Consider the following 24,709-nt stretch of genomic DNA (forward strand, 5'->3'; position numbering starts at 1 on the left):
TTGAATGAGCAATATAGTGCATGGAAGTCGAATAAGGAAGCAACGATAATATGGCAAATTTTCCGCTACTCAAACTATGGAATGTGAGTAAAATCTTTCCTGGTGTGATTGCCAATGACAATGTCAATATGAGCCTGAACAAGGGCGAAATATTAGCATTATTAGGTGAAAATGGTGCAGGTAAATCCACCTTAGTTAAAATGATTTATGGGGTGAATAAACCCGATACTGGTGCTATTTTTTGGGATAACCGAGAAGTTGATATTAACTCCCCAAATCAAGCGCGTGCCATGGGCATCGGTATGGTATTTCAACACTTTTCAGTATTTGAAACCTTAACTGTTCAAGAAAATATAGAGCTCGGCCTAGATAAAGAGTTTGTTGAGCAATTAACCGATCTACGCCAAGAGATCATTGATATCAGTAAAAAGTATGACCTGCACGTTGATCCGGATCGTTATGTTCATAGCTTGAGTATTGGTGAACGACAACGGGTTGAGATACTTCGTTGTCTCATTCAAAACGTAAAACTACTGATTTTAGATGAGCCCACTTCCGTATTAACACCCCACGAAGTCTCTGGTTTATTCAGAGTATTAAAAAACTCGCCAGTGAAGGCGGCAGTGTTTTATTTATCAGCCATAAACTAAAAGAGGTCACGGAGCTATGTGACCGAGCTGTTATTTTACGTGGTGGTCTAGTAACGGGTGAATGTATCCCTGCTCAGGAAACGCCAGAATCGATTGCCAGAATGATGGTCGGGAGTGAAGCGATACTCTCTGAAAGCTACCCTAAAGTGTTAACCGAGGAAGTCATTTTCTCTGCACAACAATTGAGCCTAGCACCTACCAACCCCTTTGGTTGTGGGTTAACGGATGTGTGTTTAACCCTAAGAAAAGGTGAAATATTAGGGGTGGCAGGTGTTGCAGGTAATGGACAAGAGGATTTATTAGAAGCTTTAAGCGGTGAAGATACACGGGCTGATAAAGCCAGTATTACCTTCGCCGATAAAAAGATTGGCCATTTAAACGCTGGAGCAAGAAGAGCGTTAGGCATGGCTTATGTGCCTGCTGATCGATTAGGTCAAGGAGCAGTCCCAGAAATGAGCCTGACCGATAATACTTTGCTCACTAATACTACTTCATTGATTCAAGGTGGTTTTATTCTAGGTAACAAACTCAAAGCCTTAGCCAAGAAAATTATCAGTGATAATAACGTTAAATGCCATAATCAAACCTCGCAATCAAAAAGTTTGTCTGGTGGTAACTTACAAAAATTTATAATTGGTCGAGAAGTGCAGCAAGCACCTAGCGTATTAATTTGTGCTCATCCGACTTGGGGGGTTGATATTGGTGCTGCCAGTGCGATTCATCGGCAGTTAATTGCATTACGAGAGCAAGGTGCAGCCATTCTGATCGTGTCGGAAGATATTGATGAGTTGTTTGTTGTCTGCGACCGATTAACCGCATTATATGAAGGGCGCTTATCTCCTATTGTAGAAACACAAAACACAGATATTGAAGAGATCGGAAAATGGATTGCTGGTGGCTTTATCGATCACAAGGAGGCAAACCATGCTTAGTGTTCAACCGCGCATAGAAAGCGCAAAATTAATGGCTTGGTTATCACCCTTTATTGCCATTGCCTTAACCATGTTAGCGTCTAGTTTAATGTTTGTATTATTGGAAGTGAGCCCAATCAAAGCCTTTGAAGTGTTTGTGATCATGCCACTGAGCGATAGTTATAATATCGGTGAGTTAATGGTAAAAGCAGCTCCTTTAATGCTCTGTGCTACTGGTCTAGCTATCTGTTTTCGCGCCAATATTTGGAATATTGGTGCGGAAGGGCAGTTATTGATCGGTGCTGTTGTTAGTAGTTATTTTGCCATTCAAGCTGGTGAAGATGCCGGCATTGGTATGATTACGCTGATCTTGATGTCAGGTGTTATTTCAGGTGCGTTGTGGGCAGCTATTCCAACAGCCTTAGATCGTTTCTTCAAAACCAATATTATCCTATCAACTATTATGCTCAATTATATTGGTTTATATACCTTGCTATGGGCGGTGCATGGGCCTTTAGCAGATCCGCAAGGTTTTGGGTTTCCTGAATCAGCAATGTTTGCGGATGCCATTTTATTACCCCTAATTCAAGAAGAAGGGCGTGCATCGATCAGTATTGTTATCGCAGTTGTGATTGCAATTATTACAGGAATCGCACTGTTTAAAACCTTACCTGGATTTATTGTGCGCGTGTATGGTGAAGATAAAGCTGCAGCTCGTTATGCAGGCTTTAGCAGTAATAAAGTGGTGTGGGGTGTGATGTTATTTGCCGGTGCATTAGCTGGTTTTGCCGGCGCTGCTGAAGTAACAGGTCCGATAGGTCAATTAATTCCTTCTGTTTCACCTGGTTACGGATATGCTGCGATTATTGTGGCTTATCTAGGCCGCTTAAATCCATTTGGCATTATTATTTCAGCGTTATTTATGGGCTGTTTATACATGGGCAGTGATTTAGCCCAAATAGAGTTAGGTTTACCTACTGCCATCACAGGTTTATTTCAAGGCATTTTATTGTTCTTTATGCTCGCATGTGACTTTTTAATTAATTATAAAGTCTCATTCAAGTCTAAAGCGTTACCTGAAAAACCAGTTTTACCAAGTTCAGCTGATAGTGAATTAGTCACTAACAGTGACAGCAATAAATAGAAAGGATCTCAACATGGATATGGAACTCATTCAACAAATCTTAATTGCTGCATTGAAAACCGGTACACCTTTATTACTCATAGCCCTAGGTGAGTTGGTTACTGAAAAATCAGGTGTGCTTAATTTAGGCCAGGAGGGAATGGTGCTAATGGGCGCAATGGCAGGTTTTGCTGGTGCTTATTATACTGGTAACTTATTTTTAGGGATGTCACTAGCCATGGTTGCCGGTATGACCATGGCCCTGTTATTTGGTGCATTAGCGTTAAGTTTAAATACGAGCCAAGTAGCAACGGGTTTAGCTTTAACGATTTTCAGCATTGGTTTAAGCTCTTTTATGGGTGGAAGTTTAGTAGGTTCAACTATCCCTGGTTTTAAAGCGATAGCGATTCCATTTTTAAGTGATATTCCTTTTATTGGTGACCTGCTGTTTAATCAAGATATTCTAATCTACTTGAGTTTCTTCATTGCAGGCGCAACCTGGTGGGTATTACACAAAACCCGTGTTGGTTTAACCGTTAGAGCAGTAGGTGAAAACCCTCATTCGGCTAATGCACTGGGCATTAAGGTGATTAAAATTAGATATTTAGCCACTTTATTTGGTGGTGCAATGGCTGGTTTAGCAGGTGCATATTTATCACTTTCTTATACACCTATGTGGATGGAAAATATGAGCGCAGGGCGTGGCTGGATTGCACTTGCACTGGTGGTATTTGCTTCATGGCGAGTAGGGTATTTGATGTTAGGGGCTTACCTATTTGGTATTGCATCTATTTTACATTTAGTGATGCAAGGTTTTGGGTTTGATATCTCACCTAACTTGCTAGCGATGATGCCTTATCTAGCAACCTTGATTGTGATGGTATTAATCAGCTCCAACTCTTTAAAACAGAAACTATCAACACCGATGAGCTTATCAAAACCCTTTGATCCTAAGTTACATTAATGACTCGTTTGTTATAAACAACAAAGCCACTGATAGGGTTTATCAGTGGCTTTTTTATTGAACTGCAAATGGTAATGATGTTAATGTGATATTTATTTTTACTTTTAAGTGATTTATTTTCAAGGGAAAGGATAATGGAAATTATCTTCGTAGATGCTGAGAATGTTGGATTTAGAGGATTAGATGCAGTTAATCCTAGAATTATTGATAAAGTGTTTGTCTTTTCTAAAGTTGACTCAATTAAAAGCTATTGCGAACAGAAATTGTTTATTTGTTTAGACGAATATCCAGATGGCGCCAATCAAGCTGATTTTTATATCATTGCCTATTTATCTAGGTTACTCGCTAGTATTACGCAGCCTGAAAAGGCTATTTTACAATTCAATTTATACACCAATGATAAAGATCTTATCGCTGCATTTAAGCTACAGTGCACGCTATTAGGTGTAGACAGTAAAATCACTAGGTTTCCCCAAAAAGAGCTTACTACTTTGAGTGTAGTTAAACCTCCAGAGTCTCGAAAAATTGAGAATAGAATCTTTAATATGTTGAAAGAGCCTAAGGGGCTTCATGATATAGAAAACGAATTAAATATATCTAAAGCTGAATTTACTAAAGCTGTAAATGGGCTAGTACAAGCTAAAAAGATTAAACGTACATCAAATAATGGCAAAAGTTGGATGCAAACCAATTAAGGCTCATAAGTAAATTGGTTAATAGCTAAGTTGTCACCCTGTGAGTTTTGTAACTTTACTGACCATTGACCTTTCATGCTTGGTTCAATAAATTTGGTGGAATGACTTCTCCATCGGTCAGCGCCTATCTTAACCGGTACAGTTGCAACATCTCGCCCATTTAAACTCCAAACATAATAGAGCACGGTATCTTTAAGGTCGTAGACTTCAGAAAAAGCGTATACCGTGAGTGTTCCATCTTCAAATTCGATATCATTAATGGTGCCTAATGGTTCATGATCTTCCACCATAGGGGCTATTTGAAAGCGATTAATATGATCTGATAAGCGTTGCACTGTGCCTTGTATTAATAAGGTAGAAGGTGGCAGAGTGATATGTTGTGCAAGAAGGTGTTGCTCATTAATTTCTGTTTCATTATCCACGATAATAGTTGGTTTACGCTCAACCACTTTTTCCTGTTGTGGCTCTTCTACAGCGTCAAGGTCAGCGGTTGAAGTGTCTTCAATATTAGTATTGCTAACATGGGCATCTATATCAGTAAAAGCATCATCGCCTTTATTTGTTTCTTCTGAAAACTGGTTAATGTTGTTTGTTGCTAAGTTAACGGCTTCAGTTTCAGGTATTGATTCAGCTTGTATCTGATCAATGTTGTTGATGTCGATAACCGCTTGTTGAGTACTTTCTAAGGCTATGGATGCCTGATCTTCATCTTCAGAAATGACTGTTGGATCCTCGGCAATCGTTGTTTGTAGTTGTTTAGCATCAATATTCTGATCTTGTAGATTTTCTGTAACGCTAGCTAGTGCAACATCATTGGTATCGATAATCTGCTCTTGCTTGGGTGCTATATTTAGTTGTGGCTTATTTTCTGCTACGGCAACAACACTTGTTTTATTTACATTGATAGCCTGTTGGTTAGATGATATTTCAGTGTTTAACGCTAGTGGTGCATTGAGAGGTTTAGTATCCGGTTTAGCGATATCTTGATTAGGTTGTGAAGTATTAGTCGAGTTCAAAGCACTAGCATCATTAGTGTTTTCGATAGTTGGCTTTTGTTGGATTAAAAAGGGTTGTGAAAGTCCAATTATTAAGGCGATCACTAATACAACTAGCAATAAACAGGTGATAATTCTCCCCCAATGTAAGCTTGTTTCCGCAGGCACAGCAACACTCTGTTGTGGCCTAAAGTTTACACGGACGCTGAAGTTTTCCGAATCTTTCATCTTATGTCTCACACTTGTATTAGGAGGTATAATACCTATCAAATTCATTACTGACCTACTTTAATAGGTCCACTTAATTAATGTAATGGGTATAACCCTATCTGTATGCCAACAATCATATATTATTGTGATGATTATTTTTGATTAATTATAGGCATTTTACAATGCTATTAAAATTTAGTCTCTTCTGACTGCCTTTTATATGATTTTCTCAAAGTGTAATAATTGATTATTGGCAGGCATTTTGTAGTCTTCTATCAATTTAAGCCCTGCGGAATCGGCCAGTAATAAAATATCTTCTATATCACGAATACCACTGTGGCTATCTCTCTCCTTCAGCCATAAATCAAAATCCGCATTACTGTCACTGGTAAATTCACCTTGATACTTAAAAGGGCCATAGATACACACTTTACCTGCGACGGGTAAGTTTGTTGAGATACCTTCAAAGAACTTAATAACTAATGACCAACTGATGATATGCAAGGTGTTAGCAGTATAGACACCATCAAGAGGAATATGATTAGTTGGTGTCGGCCAATCATGATGCAAGTCGAGTAAAATAGGGGGCTGGACATTACTTAAAGTGCACTCATCTAACCACATTTTAATCCCTTGATGATGAATAATAAGGTCACTGGTTTGCCACAATAGATGTGGTAAATGCTGTGCAAAAAAATGGCGTGTTGTCCTGTACCCGAGCCTATTTCTAGTATCTGTTTCTTGTCTGCAAAAACCTCTTTTAAAATAGCTAGAATAGGTGTTTTATTATTTTCAGAAGCTTGCGAATAAGGTTTGTTTGTCATCGTTATTTATCTGCTTGTTTGAAGGGTAATAATGCACGACATTGTGCTTGGTACGTTAGCATATGCGATCGCTCTTGTTGACAAAAGTCTTTGATTGCCTGTTTAAAGCCAGGATGCATAATCCAATGATATGAATAGGTTAATACGGGTTCAAAGCCTCTTTGGATCTTATGTTCTCCCTGTGTTCCTGGGTTAAAACGACTCAGGTTGTGATTGATGCAAAATTCAATACCTTGGTAATAACAGAGCTCAAAATGTAAATTGTTGTAGTAGCCCGTTGCGCCCCAGTAACGACCATATAATTGTGAATCGTCGTGAAAAAATAGCGCGCAGGCAACATCTTCATCTTGGTCACTGGCGATGATTAATAAAATGTTATCTGGCATAGAGGAGATGATCTGTTTAAAAAATCGATATTTAAATGTGGTTGATGGCCACGCTTTAAATAGTTGATTTGGTAGGTTAAATAGAAAAACGCTATCTCTTTTTCAGTGATTTGATGACCGTTTAAATGACGTATTGTCAAACCTTGTTGAGCAATAGATAGTCTTTCCTTTCTGGTTGCTCTTCTCTTACGAGAGGTGAAAGTAGCAAAGAAGTCATTAATATCTTGGTAACCGCGATTAAACCAATGAAATTGAACCGTATTACGTTGATACACATCTTCAGGTAAAGGTGTTTTTATTTGCTCAGTAAATAAAATATGCCAGCTATTAATATGCTGCTGTTCACAATACTCAATTAAGGTTGAAAATAGGTCGCTGACCTGCAAAGTAGATGAGAGCACTTTGTTACTTTCTACGGGGGTAAAAGGGATAGTAGACACGAGTTTAGGGTAATAATCTAAATCATAACGCTCAAAAGCATCCGCCCAATCCCAGTCAAAGACATATTCGCCCCAAGAGTGACTTTTTAAATACATGGGCATTACCGCAACAGATTGCTCCTGCGATTTTGCTACCAGGTGGTGTGCTTGCCAACCTTGATTGATACTAACGGATTGACTCGTTTCAAGTGCTTTAAAAAAGTGATAATCAACAAAAGGGTTGTTGGAATGGCTTAAGGTTTGCCAGTCTTGTTCAGAGATTGTATCAATAGCATCATTGAATTGAATCGTTATTGGCGTGGTCAATCGCATATCCTTTATGGTTATAAAACAATAAACAATATGACTTTTTTAACACACAATGTTGAAGTTTGATAGTTCAACGGGACTGAGGGGGAAAAATAGCGGCAATCAAAAAAGGTGGTCATCTATTCAGTATTATCTCTGAATTTATGACCACCTTGCTTAGCAACTTGCTAATCATCCGTCATTAACAAGTTAGTTTTTTGATTGGATTATCTGCCTAAGTAAGCTTCCATATCCGTTTTTAAGTTATCAGAGCGCGTACCAAAGATAGCTTGTACACCGTTACCAGAGACAACAACACCTGCGGCACCTAATTTCTTAAGACTAGCTTGGTCAACTAGCTTGATATCTTCAACGCTGATACGTAAGCGTGTAATACAAGCATCTAGGTTTGCGATATTCTCTTTACCACCGAATGCAGCTACTAACGCTGAAGACATCTCTTCGTTGTTTAATACTGCTGATGCTTCTTGCTCCTCATCTTCACGACCTGGTGTTTTAAGGTTAAGTGCTTTGATTACTACTCTGAATAATGTGTAGTAAACCGCTGCGTAAACTAGACCGATAATCACAAAGTAAACGATTTTTTGAGCGTTTGCTGAGAGTACTAGGAAGTCAATTAAACCGTGTGAGAACGAAGTACCGTGAACCATACCTAACATGTTTGTTACAACAAATGCTGAACCTGCTAATAAAGCGTGGATTGCGTATAAAACTGGTGCTACGAACATGAATGAGAATTCGATTGGTTCTGTAATACCTGTTAAGAATGATGTTAATGCAGCTGATAACATGATACCCATTACTTTTGCGCGGTTCTCAGGCTTAGCTGAGTGTGCAATAGCAATCGCTGCTGCTGGTAGACCAAACATTTTGAACATGTAACCACCGGCTAATTGACCGAACCCATTACCTGCAGCACGTGTTGCATCATCAGCAGATAGGTAACAAGTTAAAATACCGTTTAGTTGCTCACCATTAGTATTCACACATGAACCAGCTTCAAAGAAGAAAGGCACATTCCAGATATGGTGTAAACCAAATGGAATTAATGAACGCTCAATCACACCGTAAAGACCGAATGCCACCGTTGGGTTTTGGTTTGCTGCCCAATGTGAGAATGAGGCAATACCCGCACCAATTGGAGGCCAAACTACGGCTAATATTGCACCCATAATAATCGCAGCAAAGCCAGTCATAATTGGCACTGCACGTTTACCTGCAAAGAATCCAAGGTAATCAGGTAATGAAATATTGTAGAAGCGATTAAACATGGCTGCCGCAATACCACCGGCGATGATGCCACCTAGTACACCTGTGTTCGCGCCTGGTGCTAATGTTTCAATGGTTTGCATCATGATGTAATAACCCACTGCAGCAGCTAGGGCTGATACACCATCATTTTTAGTAAAACCAAGTGCTACACCGATAGCAAATAATAATGCCATGTTACCAAAGACTGCACCGCCTGCTTGCTCCATTAGCTGTGATACTACATCTGGTAGTATGCTAAATTTAGCGGCACCCACACCTAATAAAATACCTGCAATAGGTAATACGGATACAGGAAGCATTAATGACTTCCCTACTTTTTGTAAATTGCCGAATAAGTTCATGAGTGATTCTCCATTGTTGCTCATAATCGTCGTTGATTAAATGTTTAAAAGCGCTGCTGCTAACTTGAAATGGAGTATATAGAGATAAGGGAGGGCGTTATTGAAGCCAAACACTAAAATCGATTAAGTTACATTTACTTACTTTATTATTTTGCGATGATACATTCTGTTACAAAAGGAATAATCAAGGAAATTAAACAAATCGTTATTTGTTTTTAATGGGATGAAGGTTTACAAAATAGGCAGGGTGAATGTTAGTTTAAGTTATTGTTTTTAAATTTAAATTTGGTTTGTTTGATATGTTTATGAAGCGCCATTGAATTCTTATATCTCTCAATAGCGCATTGTATTCATATCGTTAAAAATTAACCGCGCACTACCATTACTCGGAATTTTCTGCCTTTTAACTTACCTTCGCTGAGCTTTTTAAAGGCAATTTTTAAATGTTCACGGCTAACGGCGACATAAGACCAAAAATCAGACACTGATATCTTGCCGATTTGTTGTCCTGTAATGCCATCATTTCCAGTTAATGCACCTACGATATCACCTGGACGGATTTTTTGTTTCTTACCACCTTCAATGCGGATAGTTACCATCTCCGATGGAGCAGGAGACACATCTAAAAGGCTTGGGTCAGGTAACTCACTGGCGCTAATATTGCGATCTAAGATATCTTCTAATAATTTGATACGGTAATCGTCTTTGTTACTGTAAAAAGTAAACGCAAGACCTTTACTGCCTGCACGGCCAGTACGTCCAACACGGTGAACGTGCACTTCTTGATCGTGTGCAACATGGAAGTTAAATACCGCACTTAAGTTATCAATATCTAAACCACGCGCCGCGACATCTGTTGCCACTAATATGCGAGCACTTTTATTGGCAAAACGGATCAAGGCTTGGTCACGATCTTTTTGCTCTAAATCACCATGTAAAGCCAGCGCACTGTAACCTCGGTTTGCTAACTCTTCTGCTACTTCTTGTACTTCGCGCTTAGTATTACAAAACACAACACTTGAATCAGGCTGGTGACGATTCAGTAATAAACGTAAGGCCAGCATACGGTCCTGGTTATTTTGAACTGAATAGAAGGTTTGCTCAATACTGGCATTATCATGGGTTGCAGCCACTGTGACCTGTTTTGGCTCTGTTAAGATACGCTTAGCAATTTGTTGAATACCTTCTGGGAAAGTTGCACTGAACAGCAGTGTTTGTCGTTGTTTTGGACAATGTTCAATCACGGTATCAATGGCATCTTGGAAACCCATTTCCAACATACGATCTGCTTCATCAAGCACCAGTACTGATAGGTTTTGTAAGTTTAATGAACCACGCTTTAGGTGATCTTGAATACGCCCTGGTGTACCAACGATAATATGTGCACCATGTTCTAGAGATCCCGCTTGTGGGCCCAAGGGTGTACCGCCACATAAAGTCAGTACTTTAATGTTATGAATAGCACGCGCTAATTTTCTTATCTCAGCGGCCACTTGGTCGGCTAATTCTCGCGTAGGGCAGATCACTAAAGACTGAATATTAAACTGTTTAACACGTAAGTGATGTAAAATACCAAGCGTAAATGCCGCAGTTTTACCTGAGCCGGTTTTACCCTGTGCAATCACATCTTCACCTTTTAGAATGAGCGGTAAAGATTGTGCCTGTATCTCAGTCATTTGCTGATATTTTAATGATTCTAGATTACTTAAAAGGCTCTTTGATAAAGGCAAACTTGCAAAAGAGGTGTCACTCACGATAATAATTTCCTGATCGGCTAATAATGATCGCTACAATAACAGTTTGTGGGGGCTGGACAAAATTATTAAGTAAAAAGGCCTTATTACTTAACTAACCTCTTTAATTAAGCGACCAAAGCAGTAATGCTGGCTTTGGTCAGTAAATTTGACTCTTCATTACAGTGAAGTTATAGCTGCGGCGCGTCGAAGTTCGCAGGCTGATCACTATAAACACAGACATTGTGTGCTTCTACTAAACCATCTTCTGCAACACATTGTTCTTCAAAAAAAGCCACTATCTCTTTACGCTGACAATGTGCTTCAAAGGCCGCTTTACTAGCCCAAATTTCATTAAATACGAAAGGAAAACTCTCACCTGTCGCAAAAGGGTTATCTATTTGTCTGGTTACGATATATTGAATGCAACCATCTTCACGTTGGGAGTTAGGCTCTAATGATTGTAATATTTTGAATAACTCATCTTCTTTACCCGCTTTAGGCCGAAACATAGCGATGCAATAAATTTTTTGTGACATTATTTTTCCTTTATCTAGGGCTGTTACATTTTAGGATGTGTGTTTCATATTTTGTGAGCTTAATAGAGACATGAAGCGTATCAATAATATTAAAGTCAATCTGAATATTATTAAAGGCTCAGCGCACTTCATCTAATCTTTACTGTATGATACTGATATATATTGATGATAATAAACTTATTATTAGATAGTTAATTTATATTACAGCGCACTATTTATTAGTAAATCAGCCTACACTTATCATTTAAGCCGAGCATTTAAATCTATTTTTTATTTAAGGAAATGAACATGGATATCATATTCGAATACGTATTAAATATACAAGTCTTTATCTTAGTTTTAGTCGTTATCATTTTAAAGAAATCGATTATTTTTGTACCGCAAAATAGAGCGTATTTAGTCGAGCGATTTGGTAAGTATCAATCAACACGCGAAGCAGGCTTAAACTTCTTAGTACCTTTTATTGATCATATCGGCGCTGATAGATCTTTAAAAGAACAAGCCGTTGATGTGCCAAGCCAAAGTGCTATTACTCGAGATAATATTTCGTTAAGTGTCGACGGTGTCCTGTTCTTTCGTGTACTAGACCCCTATAAAGCAACTTACGGTGTTGATGATTACGTATTTGCTGTGACTCAACTGTCACAAACGACTATGCGTTCGGAATTAGGTAAAATGGAATTGGATAAAACCTTTGAGGAACGTGATGTTCTAAATACTAATATCGTTGCATCAATCAATGAAGCTGCTGGTCCTTGGGGCATTCAGGTTCTGCGTTATGAAATTAAAGATATTGTGCCGCCAACTACTGTAATGGAAGCAATGGAGACACAAATGAAAGCTGAGCGTGTTAAACGTGCTCAAATTTTAGAATCTGAAGGTGATCGTCAAGCGGCAATTAATGTTGCCGAAGGCCAAAAACAATCGGTTGTGTTACAAGCTCAAGCAGAAAAAGAAGAGCAAGTCCTACGTGCGCAAGGTGAAGCAGAAGCTATTATTGCCGTGGCAGAAGCCCAAGCTGAAGCGTTAAATAAAGTCGGTGAAGCTGCTAATACAGAATCAGGTCAAAAAGGCGATCCAGCTAGACCTTGCTACCAAAGCGATTCAAGCTAAAGAGGCCATTGCTAAAGAATCATCTGTGGTATTACTACCTGATAGTGGCAATGACGCAGCATCAATGGTTGCACAAGCAATGACAATTATTACGAGTTTAAATAAAGATAAAGGCTAATTATGGAATATATACTGACACATCTTCCACAAACTTTGGTTGTGCTGGGTCTAATCTTTTTAGTGATTGAAGTCCTAGTACTAGGTTTTTCAACCTTTGTATTATTATTTGTAGGTGTAGGAACCATTATTACCGGCTTATTAATGGCATTAGGTTTTTTACCTGAAACCTTAGTTAATGCCTTACTTGCAACGGCGGTTATATCATCACTCGTTGCTTTAGTTAGCTGGAAGCCAATGAAGCGTATGCAAAATAGCGTTGAAGCTCACCAAGTTGAAAATGGCATGGTAGGGGAAACATTTACTCTAGAAGAAGATCTACATTTAGGTAAAACGCTCAGTCATCGATATTCAGGTATTGATTGGAAGGTTAAATCAAAGCAAGCGTTAACAGCTGGTACTGAAGTGAAGATAGTCAATATGCAAGTCGGCGTATTAACAGTGGAGGCTGTTTAGTAAAGGAAGTGTTGACCAATCGATAATTAGATTTAAAGCAGATATTTAATATTCTTACATCATATAAAAATAAAGCCGATAATTAATATCGGCTTTATTGTTTCTAGCTGTTAAGGATAACCAAGCGTTCTAGTTAAGCACGTCCCATAAATTTCTTTTCGGTAGTATTTACACGGATTTTATCACCCGTTGAAATGTGCTCAGGTACTTGCACTGTTAAACCTGTCGTTAAGATTGCAGGTTTAGTACGTGCTGTTGCTGAACCTCCTTTAATTGATGGGTCAGTTTCAGTAATAGTTAAATCAACGCTTGCAGGTAATTCAACACCTACTGGTGAACCATCAACAATCACAACCTGTAAGCCCTGTGTATTTTCATCAATGAATAATACTTCTTCAGCAATGCTTTCTTTGTTTAAGTTATAAGGTGTGTAATCTTCATTATCCATGAATACATACTCTTCACCATCAATGTAAGAAAACATAACATTACGACGGATTAGGTCTGCTAATGTTAGCATATCGCTGTCTTTGAAAGTTTCATCTGTTTTTGCACCTGTAACTACGTCGTACATACGCATGCGGTATAAACTACCTCCAGCACGACCTTGTGGTACAGAACGTTCGATGTCTTTAATAATGTAAACACTGTTATTAAATTCGATTGCGGTGTTTTTCTTGATATCACTTGCCTTAGGCATCTTATCTTTCCTTTATTAAGTACTTAAATACATCTAGCTGGTTTTGGTAAACCCGCTATTTTGGTGGCTTGCTTTGCAGGGCCATCAGGGAATAATTTATACAGGTAACGACTGCTGATTTTATCTTTACCATATTTATTTTGCATCGCTTTTACTAAGGCTCTAATCGCTGGAGAGGTATTAAATTCCTCATAAAACTCGCGTACAAAGTAAACCACTTGCCAGTGTTCATCTGTCATTGTAATTGTTTCTATGTTTGCAATTGACTCCGCTAAAGCAAGATCCCATTGTGCGGAATCGAGCAAGTAGCCTTGTGCATCAGTTGCAATGTCTTGACCATTAAAAAGCAAGATATCTTCCTCTTATCGGTGGGCGCTTGATTGCTGCAAAATTCTATAATAAAAGTTGTAAGTTGCCTATCCTAAAAGCACAGTTAAGCCTGTCTACTGTGCAATGAGTCGCTTTTTCTCACTAGTCTCTTCAATCTTCTTTAATAATAACTGTATATCCATGGCGGAAAAGGCGATCAGTTTAAGTTGCTCAACGATCAATTTTGCTTCATCGGACATATTTTCTTTATGCTGTTCGAAGGTATCAATTTCGATCACATGTTCAGTTTGCGCTTTTAATTCCGGGCGGTAGGTATACAAAATTTGTTGAGAGGTCGCTTCAAACAAAGCTGATAATACGGCTAATTCAGTTTCTGATTCAATCTTATGGCGGTGCGATGAAAGGGCTGCAATATAGCAACACAAAGCATCACATCGATTAACTAATCCATAAACCTCTTTTTTAAGGTGCTGCTTTGAATTCGGTTCAAATAACATACTTTGCCAAGCATTGGTTAATGCTGAATCAGACTTAAAAGCGGCGAAACGAGCTTGACGGAAGATAATACTTTCACTTCGACCAAACTGATATTGCTGTGCAACCTGCTTAAAATAACGGCTAGTTTTTAAAAGGTGGTTATTAACCAACCCTGGAAAGCGTTTAAATTGCCAATCTGGATAGATAACACTGATTGCAGCAAAGCTCAGTATACAACCAATTAAAGTTTCATAAATTCGGGCGTATAAGAAAGCAATACCAGAAGGTGCTAACAGATTAGTTAAGATCATCACCATGATGGTAATAAAAATAACCGCGAGCCCATAATTGGTTTTTACATAGGTAATAAATAAAAATGCTGCCAATACCATGAATACACTTTGTGAGAGTGTATCGTGTAAAAAATAGAAAATTGGAAAACTGAGTAAAATACCCAATAAGGTACCAAAGCTTCTTAACATTAATCGTTTGCGTGTTTCACTAAAGCTAGGTTGGCAAACAAACAATACTGTGGGAAGAATCCAGTAGCCGTTATTCAGGTTAAACTTAGCTTGTATGGCAAAAGCGATCACTAAGGAGACGCTAATACGCACTGCATGTTTATAAACAGGTGTTTTTTGTTGATAGGCTTCAAATAGCACTTTCCAAAAAGGACGGGGCAGCTTTTGTTCATTATCTACAATAATTGGATATTGTTGCGATTTAACATTGGTCAATGACATTAATAACTGATCAATTCCATTTAAATTATCATAAATAGCTTGAAGGGCTTGCATTGCCTCTTGATTATTATCAAACGATTGTAGTTTTTGTTTTAGTAATAGGAGTTGATCCGATAGGGCTTGTACAGTCCATTTTAAACGTTTGCTATGTAAATATGGATGTTTGTCTTTAATACAGTTGCCGACTAGGTGACAATCACTACTGAGCTGTAATAAAAGTTGATGAAAGCCTTCTAAAATTTGACTACGGCCAAAGGTATGCTCTAACTGGCTATATAGATACTGACTTGCACAAATACGTTCATGTATTTGCTCTGCAACCAGATAATATTGATTAAGACGCGATAATTCTTGTTGACGTCTATTAGCTTGGTATTGACCCTTTACCATATCTTTAGATGAGGCTAATCGAGCCACAATACTAATATTCAATTGGGCTAACTTTTGGCGGGTATCGGTAATTGCTTGTCGAGAGTTACTTTTTTGCGTATCAAATAGTTCAGATTTTTGTAACTGATAACGACTTAATGCATAAAATAACTGTGCTAATTGTTCTCGTAATGTTCGGTTAGGACTTAAATGTGACCAAGCAATAGCAAACAGCCCATACCATAAAGCTCCTAAGGCTAACAACATTGGAGACTCAAACCATGCAGCTTCTGGTTGATGACCAATTAAGGTATATATCGCAATAAGGATTGCCCCGAATCCAATGCGGCTATAGTGCATACCTAAACTTGCTAACATCATAAATGCAAAAGTAGATGTCCCCAAACCCACAGCGAATAAAATAGGGTAGGGTAAAAGTAATTCAACACTCGATGATGCAATAAAGAAGCAAGCTATCACGGTTGCGATAAATTTTTGTCTGTCTTTAGTGTTTTCATCGACTTCTACAATAGCGGATGCGAGCACGCCTAAACATAAAGACAGTGATATCGCTAAGCTTGATTGTTTAAAAAAACCAAATTGTAGGTCGAAAATAGCAGGTACAAATACGCAAGCCATTGCTATTACAATTCTAAAGCCAGAATGTGTATTGGAATCGGTAATTAGGCGCCTGAGCATTAATGTAAAAGAGTGTTGCATGCGAGACTTCTCATGGGAGTAGTAAAGAAAATAATGACATAGTTAGTTTATACTAATCAGAAAAATTAACAGAGTTAAATTTAACCGTTTAAGGGTGATATATCACTGCTTATCACCGCCATTTCAGGGGCGTATTATAGACATTAACTGATTGTGAATGGAATACTAAAAGCACAATCAATCATAAACCTAATTTAGGCTAAAAGAGCACGTTTTAAGTTGTTAAATTTTACATCTTTGATGTGACTTCTTAATTGAGTTTTGCGACAATAGCGACAATTTCTCAACTACAAAGAGTATTGCTTGATGTCTGCACAAATCATTGATGGTAAAGCGATTGCGGCTAAGGTTACTGATAAAGTGACTGAGGGTGTGAAAGCACGTATAGCAAAGGGCCTTCGCGCTCCAGGTTTAGCTGTTGTCTTAGTGGGAGGCGATCCTGCTTCGCAAATATATGTTCAAAGTAAACGTCGTACTTGTGAAAAAGTAGGCTTCACCTCTAAAGCGTTTGACCTACCAGAAACCACTACACAAGATGAATTACTGGCTTTGATTGACCAACTTAATGCAGATGACAGCATTGACGGTATTTTAGTGCAATTTCCATTGCCTAAGTCATTGGATGAAACGCTGGTTATCGAGCAGATTCAACCAAGTAAAGATGTGGATGGTTTCCATCCTTATAATGTAGGGCGTTTAGCTCAGCGTATTCCTAAGTTACGCTCTTGTACACCTCGTGGCATGATCACTATGTTGGAATCTATTGATGTTGACCTTCATGGTAAACATGCAGTGGTGGTAGGTGCATCCAATATTGTTGGTCGTCCAATGACGTTAGAATTATTGCTCGCGGGCTGTACAACCACAACGTGTCATCGTTTTACAACTGATTTAGAAGATCATGTTCGTCAAGCTGACATTTTAGTGGTGGCGCGTGGTAAAGCTAACTTTATTCCTGGTGAGTGGGTAAAAGAAGGCGCAATCGTACTTGATGTGGGTATTAACCGTTTAGACACTGGTAAAATTACTGGTGATGTTGATTTTGAAACAGCTAAAGAGAGAGCTGCGTATATTTCACCTGTTCCAGGTGGTGTTGGCCCAATGACAGTAGCAACCTTGATTGAAAACACACTGTTTGCCTGTAATGAATTTCATTCTTAAGATTTAATGGTTTAATTAAATTTTGATTTGCCAATAAAAAAGACTGCCTAGGCAGTCTTTTTTATATCAACACTACAATAGCAGATTACTATTTTAAGTTATCGAGGTATCTTTCTGCATCAAGTGCGGCCATACAACCTGTTCCTGCAGAAGTAATTGCTTGACGGTAGATGTGATCAGATACATCACCCGCAGCGAATACCCCAGGAATAGTGGTTTGAGTTGCATTACCTTCGCTACCTGTTTGTACTTTTAGGTAGCCGTGGTTCATCTCTAACTGACCTTCGAACATATCGGTATTTGGTTTATGACCGATTGCAATGAATACACCCATTACATCTAGCTCTTCAGTCTTGTCTGATAAGGTATCTTTAATACGTAAGCCTGTTACGCCCATATCATCGCCTAATACTTCGTCTAATGTACGGTCAGTATGTAAAACGATATTGCCATTTTTTACTTTTTCGTTCAGGCGATCTAATAGAATCTTTTCTGAACGGAATTCAGTACGACGGTGTACAAGGTGTACCTCAGAGGCAATGTTTGATAGATATAGCGCTTCTTCAACAGCAGTATTACCACCACCAACAACCGCTACTTTTTGGTTACGGTAGAAGAAACCATCACAGGTGGCACAAGCAGAAACACCACGTCCTTTAAACGCTTCTTCAGAATCTAATCCTAAGTAACGTGCCGATGCACCTGTTGCAATAATTAATGCATCACAAGTATAAGTACCGGTATCACCTTTTAAAGTGAAAGGTGGTTTAGTTAACTCAACTTCATTGATGTGATCAAAAATAATCTCTGTATCAAAACGTAAAGCGTGCTCTTTCATGCTTTCCATTAGACCTGGGCCTGTCATGTCAGCTGCGCCGCCTGGCCAGTTTTCAACTTCGGTAGTTGTTGTTAATTGCCCACCTTGTTGCATACCTGTAATTAATACTGGTTTAAGGTTGGCACGAGCTGCATATACTGCTGCTGTGTAACCTGCAGGGCCTGAACCTAAAATTAACAATTTGTTATGTCTTACTTCGCTCATATTGTTACCTTGAATAATACGACTCACTGGAGCTATTAAGCTAATAAAGCTGTTGAGTGTGACTGTTGATAATTGTGATTGATTCTAAACTGTTGAGGGACAAACTGCAGTAAAAAAACGGATATTCCATAGGAATATCCGTTTTTACTAATAGTTATTATCTACTGTTTATAACGATTTATTATAACGATGTTTTTACCATGTCACTGCTTGAACGGTTACTCGCAAATGAGCTTCCCGCTTGTTGTGATGCTTTTACAATCGCTTGGCGTTCAGTTGCAGCAACGATCTTGATCTCTTTAGATAAATCTAAAGGCTCAGAAATCGTTTTAACCATTGCTGACGTTGATAGTCCTTTAGCAATGCTCACTGTACCTGTTTTAGCTGTGCTTATTGCTGATGCTTCAACTGGCGTTTCTGTCACTTCTGCTTTTGCTGTTTCAACTGCTTCAGGCGCTGCTTCAAGCTTCACTTCTGGTGTCACAATCACAGGCTCTAGCTCTTCCTCTACAACCACAGTCTCAACAGGTTTAGCTGGCTCTTCAACTATTTCAGACGCAACTGGAGCAGCTGCTACTGCTTTTTCTTTCAGTGGTAGAATTTTCTCAGCAGGGCTCACTGGAGAAGATTCAACACTTTTTTGTAGCTTTTCAGCTTCTTGTTGCGGTGCTTCAGCCGGCGCAATGTTATCAACGGTTTCTGCTACTGGCGCTGCTGATTGCACTTTTGGTGCTTCAACTTGCTCTGTTTCAGCCTCAGGGTAACGAGAAGTAATTGCTTCTTTAGCTGGATCGTTTTGTTGATCGCGTTTGTTACGTTGACCATTGTTACGCAGGTAACGTGAACGACGTTGTGGGATCTCAACAGGAGTATAAGCTTCTTCAGTATTTGCTGTGGTTTCTTCAGCTTTTACTTCATTTGCTTTCTGCTCACTCACTGGTGCCTGTTGCTTTTTAGCTTCTTTGTTTGCTTCAGGCGATTTTTTAGGCTTGTTTTTAGCTTTTGGCTTTTTCGGCTCAGCTGCTTTAACAGGCGCATCGTTATTAACGTTAGGTTTTTCAGGTGTTGTGTTTGTTTCAGCCGCATTTTCTGGCTGTTGTACACGTACCTTCTTACGCATATTACGACGTTTACGGCGTGCTACGATAACTTCTTGGTTATTGCCTTTCTCATTGTTATTTTGAGATGTTTTATCTTCGTTATCGTATTTTTTAGCTTGTGCTGTTGGTTTGCGATCAGCTGATTTACGGTTGTTACGACGTTCATTCGATTGCTCACCCGATTTGTCATTGCGGTTATTGCGTTGACGGTTACGGTTTTGATTACTCTTGTTATTACGAGTATTTCGAGTTGTCTCTTTCTTTGGTTGTGGCTGTTGCTCAGGCTCTTTCTCAACTTCAACCTTTGGCTCACCACTAAAGAATTTAACAATTGATTGGATCAAGTTAGCAACAAAAGAAGGTTTTTGCTCCACTGGTTTAGCGGCTACTTTTTCTTGAGTTTGTGCTTTTGGCGCAGCCTCTTTCTTAGGTGCACTAAAGCCATTTAGTAACGGCTCTTCAAGCTCTTCATGCTCTTTTTGCGCACTGTTTGGAATATAAACTGTATGTTGCTTTTCAAGTGCATCATAGTTGATATCTTCTTTACCATCTTTACGTGTACGCTTCACTTCAAAGTGCGGCGTTAGTAGGTTGGCATCAGGTACAATGTAAACTTCACAACCATGACGGTTTTCAATTTTAGCCACTGCTTTACGTTTTTCATTAAGCAGGTAAGCAGCAACTGCTACCGGTACACGTGCTTGAATTTGTGCAGTGTTTTCTTTTAAGCCTTCTTCTTCAATTAAACGAAGAATTGCTAAAGATAATGAATCATTATCACGAATAGTACCTTGGCCGTGACAGCGCGGACATACTCTAGAAGCTGATTCACCTAAAGAAGGGCGAATACGCTGACGAGACATCTCCATTAAACCAAAGCGAGATATGCGGCCTAATTGGATGCGTGCTCTATCTTGACGAACTGATTCACGCATTCTGTTTTCAACTTCACGTTGATGGCGAGCAGGGGTCATATCGATGAAATCGATCACCACTAAACCACCTAAATCACGTAAACGTAATTGGCGTGCAATCTCTTCTGCGGCTTCTAAATTAGTATTAAAGGCAGTTTCTTCGATATCACCACCGCGCGTTGCACGTGCAGAGTTAATGTCGATAGACGTTAATGCTTCAGTTGGATCGATAACAATTGAACCACCTGATGGTAAGCGCACTTCACGTTGGAAAGCAGATTCAATTTGGCTTTCAACTTGGTAGTGAGTAAATAGTGGGATTTCACCTTGGTACAGTTTAAGACGGTTAACATAGTCTGGGCGTACCATTTCGATATGACTTTTTGCTAATTCAAATGTTTTAGCGTGGTCGATAACGATTTCACCGATATCGCGACGTAAGTAGTCACGAATTGAACGTACAATAACATTACTTTCACGGTGGATTAAGAAAGGAGCGGCTTTAGTTTGTGATGCTTGATCAATGGCTTGCCAATGATTAACCAGTACATTTAAATCCCATTCTAACTCTTCTGCTGATTTACCAACACCGGCAGTACGTACGATTAACCCCATGCCTTTAGGCAGCGTTAAGTTCGATAAAGCGGCTTTTAGTTCAGTGCGGTCATCTCCTTCGATACGACGTGAAATGCCGCCTGCACGTGGGTTGTTTGGCATTAATACTAGGTAGCTACCAGCCAAACTAATGAATGTGGTTAGGGCTGCGCCTTTGTTACCACGTTCTTCTTTTTCAATTTGAATAATTACTTCTTGGCCTTCTTTAATCACATCCTTAATGTTAGGGCGGCCTTTGAATGAATATCCTTCTGGGAAGTAGTTTCGAGCAATCTCTTTAAGCGGTAAAAAACCGTGACGTTCTGCGCCATAGTCAACAAATGCAGCTTCTAAACTTGCTTCTACACGTGTGATTTTACCCTTATAAATATTTGCTTTCTTTTGTTCGTGACCAGGACTTTCAATATCAAGATCATACAGCTTTTGCCCATCAACTAGGGCTACACGTAACTCTTCTGCTTGAGTTGCGTTGATTAACATTCTTTTCATTTGTGAACTCTTGTAGTATTTTTTCGTTATTTTCTATATGTACTAACTGTTTTTTTGCATGCTTGACCTCATGTCTGGTTATACAATCTCTCGACTGGAAGTATTCAGAGGTGCGTTAAAAAGCGGATACAAAAAAAGCGTTAAATCAAAAATAATTCAACACATCAGCGTTACATTCTAATCATTTGATTTGCTTTCATAATAGCCATGCCTACTAGCAATTTTATAGAGAAGGAATTGCGAGGCATTAACTCTGTTATTGTCGCATTTATATCTACTTACAAGCAACAAAGTTTTTGCATATTATGCGATCAGGCATGATAAACTTAACGAATGGAACAGATAAATCACTCAGTACGCATTATTGACATCGCTCAAGAAAATGCACAACAACGAATCGACAACTTTCTTCGCTTACATTTAAAGGGCGTGCCTAAAAGCATGATCTATCGAATTGTGCGTAAGGGAGAAGTTCGTGTTAATAAAAAACGCATTAAACCCGATTACAAATTGCAGGTTGGCGACACCGTGCGCATCCCACCTGTAAAAGTTGATCCGGAAAATGCATTACCTTCACCTAAACTCAACAGCATTAAAAATTTAGAGTCCGCTATTGTCTATGAAGATGACGCTTTAATTATTTTAAACAAACCTTCTGGTTTAGCAGTACACGGCGGTAGTGGTCTAAATTTTGGAGCGATTGAAGGCTTGCGTGCCTTACGTCCAGATTCACGCTTCTTAGAATTAGCTCACCGTTTAGATAAAGCAACATCTGGCTGTCTATTAATTGCAAAAAAACGCAGTATGTTACGTGCACTGCACGAGCAGTTACGTCAGAAAACCATGAAAAAACAGTATTTCGCGTTAGTTAAAGGTCAATGGGACAAAAAAGACCGATTAGTACGTGAACCTTTATTAAAGAATGCCCAAGATTCTGTGGTTAAAGTTAGCCCATTGGGTAAACCCTCGGAAACACATTTTAAAATTGTGCAACGTTATGAAGGCGCTACCTTAGTGGAAGCGAGTCCAGTTACTGGACGAACTCACCAAATTCGTGTGCACAGTGCCTGTAAAGGCCATAATATCGCCTGTGATGAACGTTACGGTGACAGTACTTTTGATAGTAAAATGACTGCATTAGGATTAAATCGACTTTTCCTGCATGCTGCTCATATTACCTTTTACCATCCGGTATTAGAGAAAAAATGACTGTTAGTGCGCCACTTTGTCCTCGTTTAGAGACTTTATTAACCAAGTTACAGCGCAGTTAATATGAAATACCAGTTAATTATTTTTGATTGGGATGGCACTTTAATGGACTCCCTAGATAAAATTGTGTTGTGTATGCAACAGGCTACCAAACAAATCGATATTGCCGTACCAAGTGAAGCCGCAATCAAAGATATTATCGGTTTAAGCCTGTTAACAGCTACGCAACAGTTATTTCCTGATTTACCCTTCATTAAACAGCAGCAATTAGTGGACGCCTATCGCGACCGCTATCATGCGAATCAGCATATTGAAACGCCTTTCTACGATGGCATTGCAGATATGCTGGTTAACATACAGCAACGCGGTTATCAAATAGCCGTTGCAACCGGTAAGGGAAGAGTAGGATTGGATCGTATGATTGCTAAAACCAATACTGCGCATCTATTTAGTGGCACTGTTTGTGCTGATGAAGCACACTCCAAACCAGACCCATTAATGATTAAAATGTTATTAGACAAATTAGCGATCCCTGCCGAACAAGCTTTGATGATTGGTGATTCTATCTATGATCTAGAGATGGCTGCTAATGCGGGCATCGATAGTTTGGGTGTAAGTTATGGTGTGCATAATTCAACACAGTTAATGCAAGCTAAACCTAAAGCTATTTTGGATTGCCTTGCCACTGAGTTGGATAGTTATATTTAAGTCATTTATGAAGGATTTATTGTGAAAGAGTCAGCTTTGAAAGATAAAGTGTTGTTTAGTGAATATATAAAATTAACAGGGCGTGGTGAAAAAGGGCGTCGTCCTCTAACCATGGCAGAAGCAAAACAAGCATTAAGTGATTATTTAAACGGTGATGCCACGATTTTGCAATTGGCTGTGTTACTTATGCTGCAACGTGTACGTTGTGAAACACCAGAAGAAGCGGCAGGTTATATTGAAGCTTTACGTGGAAAAGTATCTGAGCAATGGCAAACGTTACCCGTTGATCTGGATTGGCCTTGCTTTGCAGGTAAAAAAAGACAGCCACCTTGGTTATTATTGGCGGCAAAAGTATTAGCTGCGAATGGTATTAAGATATTTTTACATGGTCATATGACCGTTGATTTGATCAAGTACCAAGTGGAATCTGCTTGTCCGTTATTAGGTATTGAAATAGCGGATAGTCCAGAGCAGGCTAAACTAGACTTAGAAAAAAATGCACTAGTGTATGTACCGTTATCGGCATATTGTCCAGAACTAATCGAATTATTAGCTCTGCGTGAACAAGTTGGTTTACGTACGCCTTTGAATACAGTAGCACGCAGCGTTAACCCAACGAATGCGCCTTATAGTATTCACGGTGTTTTCCATAAAAGTTACGAGAAAATACACGCTGAAGCGGCATTGTTAAACAATGAACATAGTATTATCGCTTTCAAAGGTGAAGGGGTGAGAGTGAAGTGAATCCGCGTGTCTCTACCTTAGCTTGTGGAGTGACACAAGTAGATGGACAAACACGTTATATCGAACAGGATTGGCCTACTTATCTCGAAGACTTCTCCGGAGCACATACCGAAGTATCCGCTGAATACTTATTAAAAGTATGGAATAAAGAGATTGAAGATGCCTATGGTGATGCTGCCGTGATCACCACCATGGCCATGGTACTGAAACAGATGCAACCTGAATGCTCGCAGGATGAAGCATTACAAAAAGCCAAACAGTTATGGGAAACCAGAGCTATTTAGGGGGATTTAAATTTACACTAAAAAGG

At 39.1% G+C, this 24,709-nt stretch carries 19 protein-coding genes and 4 pseudogenes; 12 read left to right on the plus strand and 11 right to left on the minus strand.

The genetic code is table 11. The features are described 5' to 3' along the window. The first annotated feature begins 50 nt into the window (after window positions 1–50). From ACLKL2_RS00710 to ACLKL2_RS00730, 5 genes are all read left to right on the plus strand, one after another. Window positions 51–650, plus strand: coding sequence for an ATP-binding cassette domain-containing protein (locus ACLKL2_RS00710; protein WP_413692992.1), 600 nt, complete (start codon window positions 51–53; stop codon window positions 648–650). Window positions 651–751: 101 nt separating this feature from the next. Beyond that, window positions 752–1,582, plus strand: coding sequence for an ATP-binding cassette domain-containing protein (locus ACLKL2_RS00715; protein ID WP_413692993.1), 831 nt, complete (start codon window positions 752–754; stop codon window positions 1,580–1,582). Next, window positions 1,575–2,705, plus strand: coding sequence for an ABC transporter permease (locus ACLKL2_RS00720; protein WP_413692994.1), 1,131 nt, complete (start codon window positions 1,575–1,577; stop codon window positions 2,703–2,705). Before ACLKL2_RS00715 ends, ACLKL2_RS00720 begins: the two co-directional genes overlap by 8 nt. Before the next feature lie 13 nt (window positions 2,706–2,718). Continuing rightward, window positions 2,719–3,648, plus strand: a complete 930-nt coding sequence (locus ACLKL2_RS00725; RefSeq protein ID WP_413692995.1) for an ABC transporter permease — start codon at window positions 2,719–2,721, stop codon at window positions 3,646–3,648. A gap of 134 nt (window positions 3,649–3,782) precedes the next feature. Further along, a complete protein-coding gene (locus ACLKL2_RS00730; protein WP_413692996.1) occupies window positions 3,783–4,343 on the plus strand; it encodes a hypothetical protein in 561 nt (186 codons plus the stop codon). Here the strand turns inward: ACLKL2_RS00730 and ACLKL2_RS00735 are convergent. The 6 genes and pseudogenes from ACLKL2_RS00735 to ACLKL2_RS00760 all read right to left on the minus strand — a co-directional run bounded on the left by ACLKL2_RS00735 (window position 4,340) and on the right by ACLKL2_RS00760 (window position 11,392). Beyond that, entirely contained in the window at window positions 4,340–5,566 is a 1,227-nt protein-coding gene (locus ACLKL2_RS00735; RefSeq protein ID WP_413692997.1) for a DUF2914 domain-containing protein, read from the minus strand. The genes ACLKL2_RS00730 and ACLKL2_RS00735 overlap by 4 nt on opposite strands. Before the next feature lie 198 nt (window positions 5,567–5,764). After that, window positions 5,765–6,372, minus strand: a pseudogene (locus ACLKL2_RS00740) (DUF938 domain-containing protein). 2 nt (window positions 6,373–6,374) lie between these two features. Then, a pseudogene (locus tag ACLKL2_RS00745) lies at window positions 6,375–7,510 on the minus strand (GNAT family N-acetyltransferase). 203 nt (window positions 7,511–7,713) lie between these two features. Next, complete coding sequence (gene ptsG / locus ACLKL2_RS00750) at window positions 7,714–9,120, minus strand: PTS glucose transporter subunit IIBC (RefSeq protein ID WP_413692998.1); 1,407 nt, start codon at window positions 9,118–9,120, stop codon at window positions 7,714–7,716. A gap of 365 nt (window positions 9,121–9,485) precedes the next feature. Beyond that, window positions 9,486–10,874: an ATP-dependent RNA helicase DbpA gene (gene dbpA, locus ACLKL2_RS00755; RefSeq protein ID WP_413693000.1), complete on the minus strand. Its 1,389-nt coding sequence runs from the start codon at window positions 10,872–10,874 to the stop codon at window positions 9,486–9,488. Window positions 10,875–11,044: 170 nt separating this feature from the next. Then, entirely contained in the window at window positions 11,045–11,392 is a 348-nt protein-coding gene (locus ACLKL2_RS00760; RefSeq protein ID WP_413693001.1) for a putative quinol monooxygenase, read from the minus strand. A 288-nt stretch (window positions 11,393–11,680) separates the two neighbouring features. On the opposite strand from ACLKL2_RS00760, the pseudogene ACLKL2_RS00765 reads away from it, so the two are divergent. Next, window positions 11,681–12,623, plus strand: a pseudogene (locus ACLKL2_RS00765) (SPFH domain-containing protein). Window positions 12,624–12,625: 2 nt separating this feature from the next. Beyond that, window positions 12,626–13,078 (plus strand): NfeD family protein, encoded by a 453-nt coding sequence (locus ACLKL2_RS00770; RefSeq protein ID WP_413693002.1) that lies wholly within the window; start codon window positions 12,626–12,628, stop codon window positions 13,076–13,078. Window positions 13,079–13,211: 133 nt separating this feature from the next. Here the strand turns inward: ACLKL2_RS00770 and efpL are convergent, their stop codons facing one another. The 3 genes from efpL to yccS form a co-directional block, all read right to left on the minus strand. Then, a complete protein-coding gene (gene efpL, locus ACLKL2_RS00775; RefSeq protein ID WP_333385540.1) occupies window positions 13,212–13,778 on the minus strand; it encodes an elongation factor P-like protein EfpL in 567 nt (188 codons plus the stop codon). A 23-nt stretch (window positions 13,779–13,801) separates the two neighbouring features. Then, on the minus strand, window positions 13,802–14,128 hold the full coding sequence (locus ACLKL2_RS00780) for a TusE/DsrC/DsvC family sulfur relay protein (RefSeq protein ID WP_413693003.1): 327 nt from the start codon (window positions 14,126–14,128) through the stop codon (window positions 13,802–13,804). Between the two features lie 93 nt (window positions 14,129–14,221). Continuing rightward, a complete protein-coding gene (gene yccS, locus ACLKL2_RS00785) occupies window positions 14,222–16,417 on the minus strand; it encodes a YccS family putative transporter (RefSeq protein ID WP_413693004.1) in 2,196 nt (731 codons plus the stop codon). Window positions 16,418–16,723: 306 nt separating this feature from the next. On the opposite strand from yccS, the gene folD reads away from it, so the two are divergent. Next, window positions 16,724–17,578 carry a bifunctional methylenetetrahydrofolate dehydrogenase/methenyltetrahydrofolate cyclohydrolase FolD gene (gene folD, locus ACLKL2_RS00790; RefSeq protein ID WP_413693005.1) on the plus strand — a complete coding sequence of 285 codons (855 nt, stop codon included), beginning with the start codon at window positions 16,724–16,726 and terminating at the stop codon, window positions 17,576–17,578. 88 nt (window positions 17,579–17,666) lie between these two features. Here the strand turns inward: folD and trxB are convergent, their stop codons facing one another. Together trxB and rne are read right to left on the minus strand one after the other, a co-directional pair. After that, window positions 17,667–18,620, minus strand: a complete 954-nt coding sequence (gene trxB / locus ACLKL2_RS00795; protein WP_113819352.1) for a thioredoxin-disulfide reductase — start codon at window positions 18,618–18,620, stop codon at window positions 17,667–17,669. Between the two features lie 181 nt (window positions 18,621–18,801). Next, on the minus strand, window positions 18,802–21,738 hold the full coding sequence (gene rne, locus ACLKL2_RS00800; RefSeq protein ID WP_413693006.1) for a ribonuclease E: 2,937 nt from the start codon (window positions 21,736–21,738) through the stop codon (window positions 18,802–18,804). A gap of 333 nt (window positions 21,739–22,071) precedes the next feature. Here rne and rluC point away from each other — a divergent pair. The 4 genes and pseudogenes from rluC to ACLKL2_RS00820 all read left to right on the plus strand — a co-directional run bounded on the left by rluC (window position 22,072) and on the right by ACLKL2_RS00820 (window position 24,683). Beyond that, window positions 22,072–23,009 (plus strand): annotated as a pseudogene (gene rluC / locus ACLKL2_RS00805) (23S rRNA pseudouridine(955/2504/2580) synthase RluC). 1 nt (window position 23,010) lies between these two features. After that, window positions 23,011–23,655, plus strand: a complete 645-nt coding sequence (locus tag ACLKL2_RS00810; protein WP_413693007.1) for an HAD family hydrolase — start codon at window positions 23,011–23,013, stop codon at window positions 23,653–23,655. Window positions 23,656–23,676: 21 nt separating this feature from the next. Beyond that, complete coding sequence (locus tag ACLKL2_RS00815) at window positions 23,677–24,399, plus strand: glycosyl transferase family protein (protein ID WP_413693008.1); 723 nt, start codon at window positions 23,677–23,679, stop codon at window positions 24,397–24,399. Further along, entirely contained in the window at window positions 24,396–24,683 is a 288-nt protein-coding gene (locus tag ACLKL2_RS00820; protein WP_413693009.1) for a hypothetical protein, read from the plus strand. Before ACLKL2_RS00815 ends, ACLKL2_RS00820 begins: the two co-directional genes overlap by 4 nt. The last annotated feature ends 26 nt before the right edge of the window (window positions 24,684–24,709 follow it).

Origin of the sequence: Psychromonas sp. KJ10-2 (assembly GCF_047323255.1) — a bacterium.
Lineage (GTDB): Bacteria > Pseudomonadota > Gammaproteobacteria > Enterobacterales > Psychromonadaceae > Psychromonas.